The sequence below is a fragment of the Enterobacter sp. RIT637 genome (assembly GCF_019718755.1).
Taxonomy (GTDB): Bacteria; Pseudomonadota; Gammaproteobacteria; order Enterobacterales; family Enterobacteriaceae; genus Enterobacter.
Window position 1 is genome coordinate 1 of the sequence record NZ_JAIHAZ010000117.1, and the last position, 583, is coordinate 583.

Annotated in this window: 1 protein-coding gene and 1 pseudogene; both read left to right on the forward strand. The window is 58.0% G+C overall.

Translation table 11 applies throughout. From position 1 onward, the window contains the following. The coding region (locus K5E19_RS23505; RefSeq protein WP_260411939.1) for a pseudouridine synthase at positions 1-477 on the forward strand (477 nt) is incomplete at its 5' end. Positions 478-498: 21 nt separating this feature from the next. Next, positions 499-583 (forward strand): annotated as a pseudogene (locus K5E19_RS23510) (flavodoxin); the annotation flags it as partial.

The window sequence follows — 583 nt, forward strand, 5'->3', positions numbered from 1 at the left end:
GATTATCCGCTGGTCGAAGAGCTGGCTAAGATCGCCGATAAATTTGCCCGTGACGATAAAGAGCCGCAGCCTGCAGTGACAGATTATCGCGGTCTTGCGACGGTCGAAATGCCCGTTGCCACGGGTAAATTCCCGACCACGCGCTACGGGCTGGTGGAGCTTGAGCCTCATACCGGGCGCAAGCACCAGCTCCGTCGCCATCTCTCCCATCTGCGTCATCCGATCATTGGCGACAGCAAGCACGGCGATTTGCGCCAGAACCGCAGCGCCGCCGAGCATTTTGGCTGCAACCGCCTGATGCTGCACGCCAGCCAGCTCAGCCTGACCCACCCCTTCACCGGCGAACCGCTGGTGATCCGTGCTGGGCTGGCTGATGTCTGGATGCAGGCGCTGTCACAGTTTGGCTGGATGGGACAACTCCCCGAAAATGAAAGGGTTGAGTTTGTGACGAGCAACGTTCAGGATGAACAGCAATAGCGATAATGAAGGGAGTGAAGCATGGCTGAAGTAGGCATTTTTGTCGGCACAATGTACGGTAACTCGCTGCTGGTGGCCGAGGAGGCCGAGGCGATTCTGTTAAGTC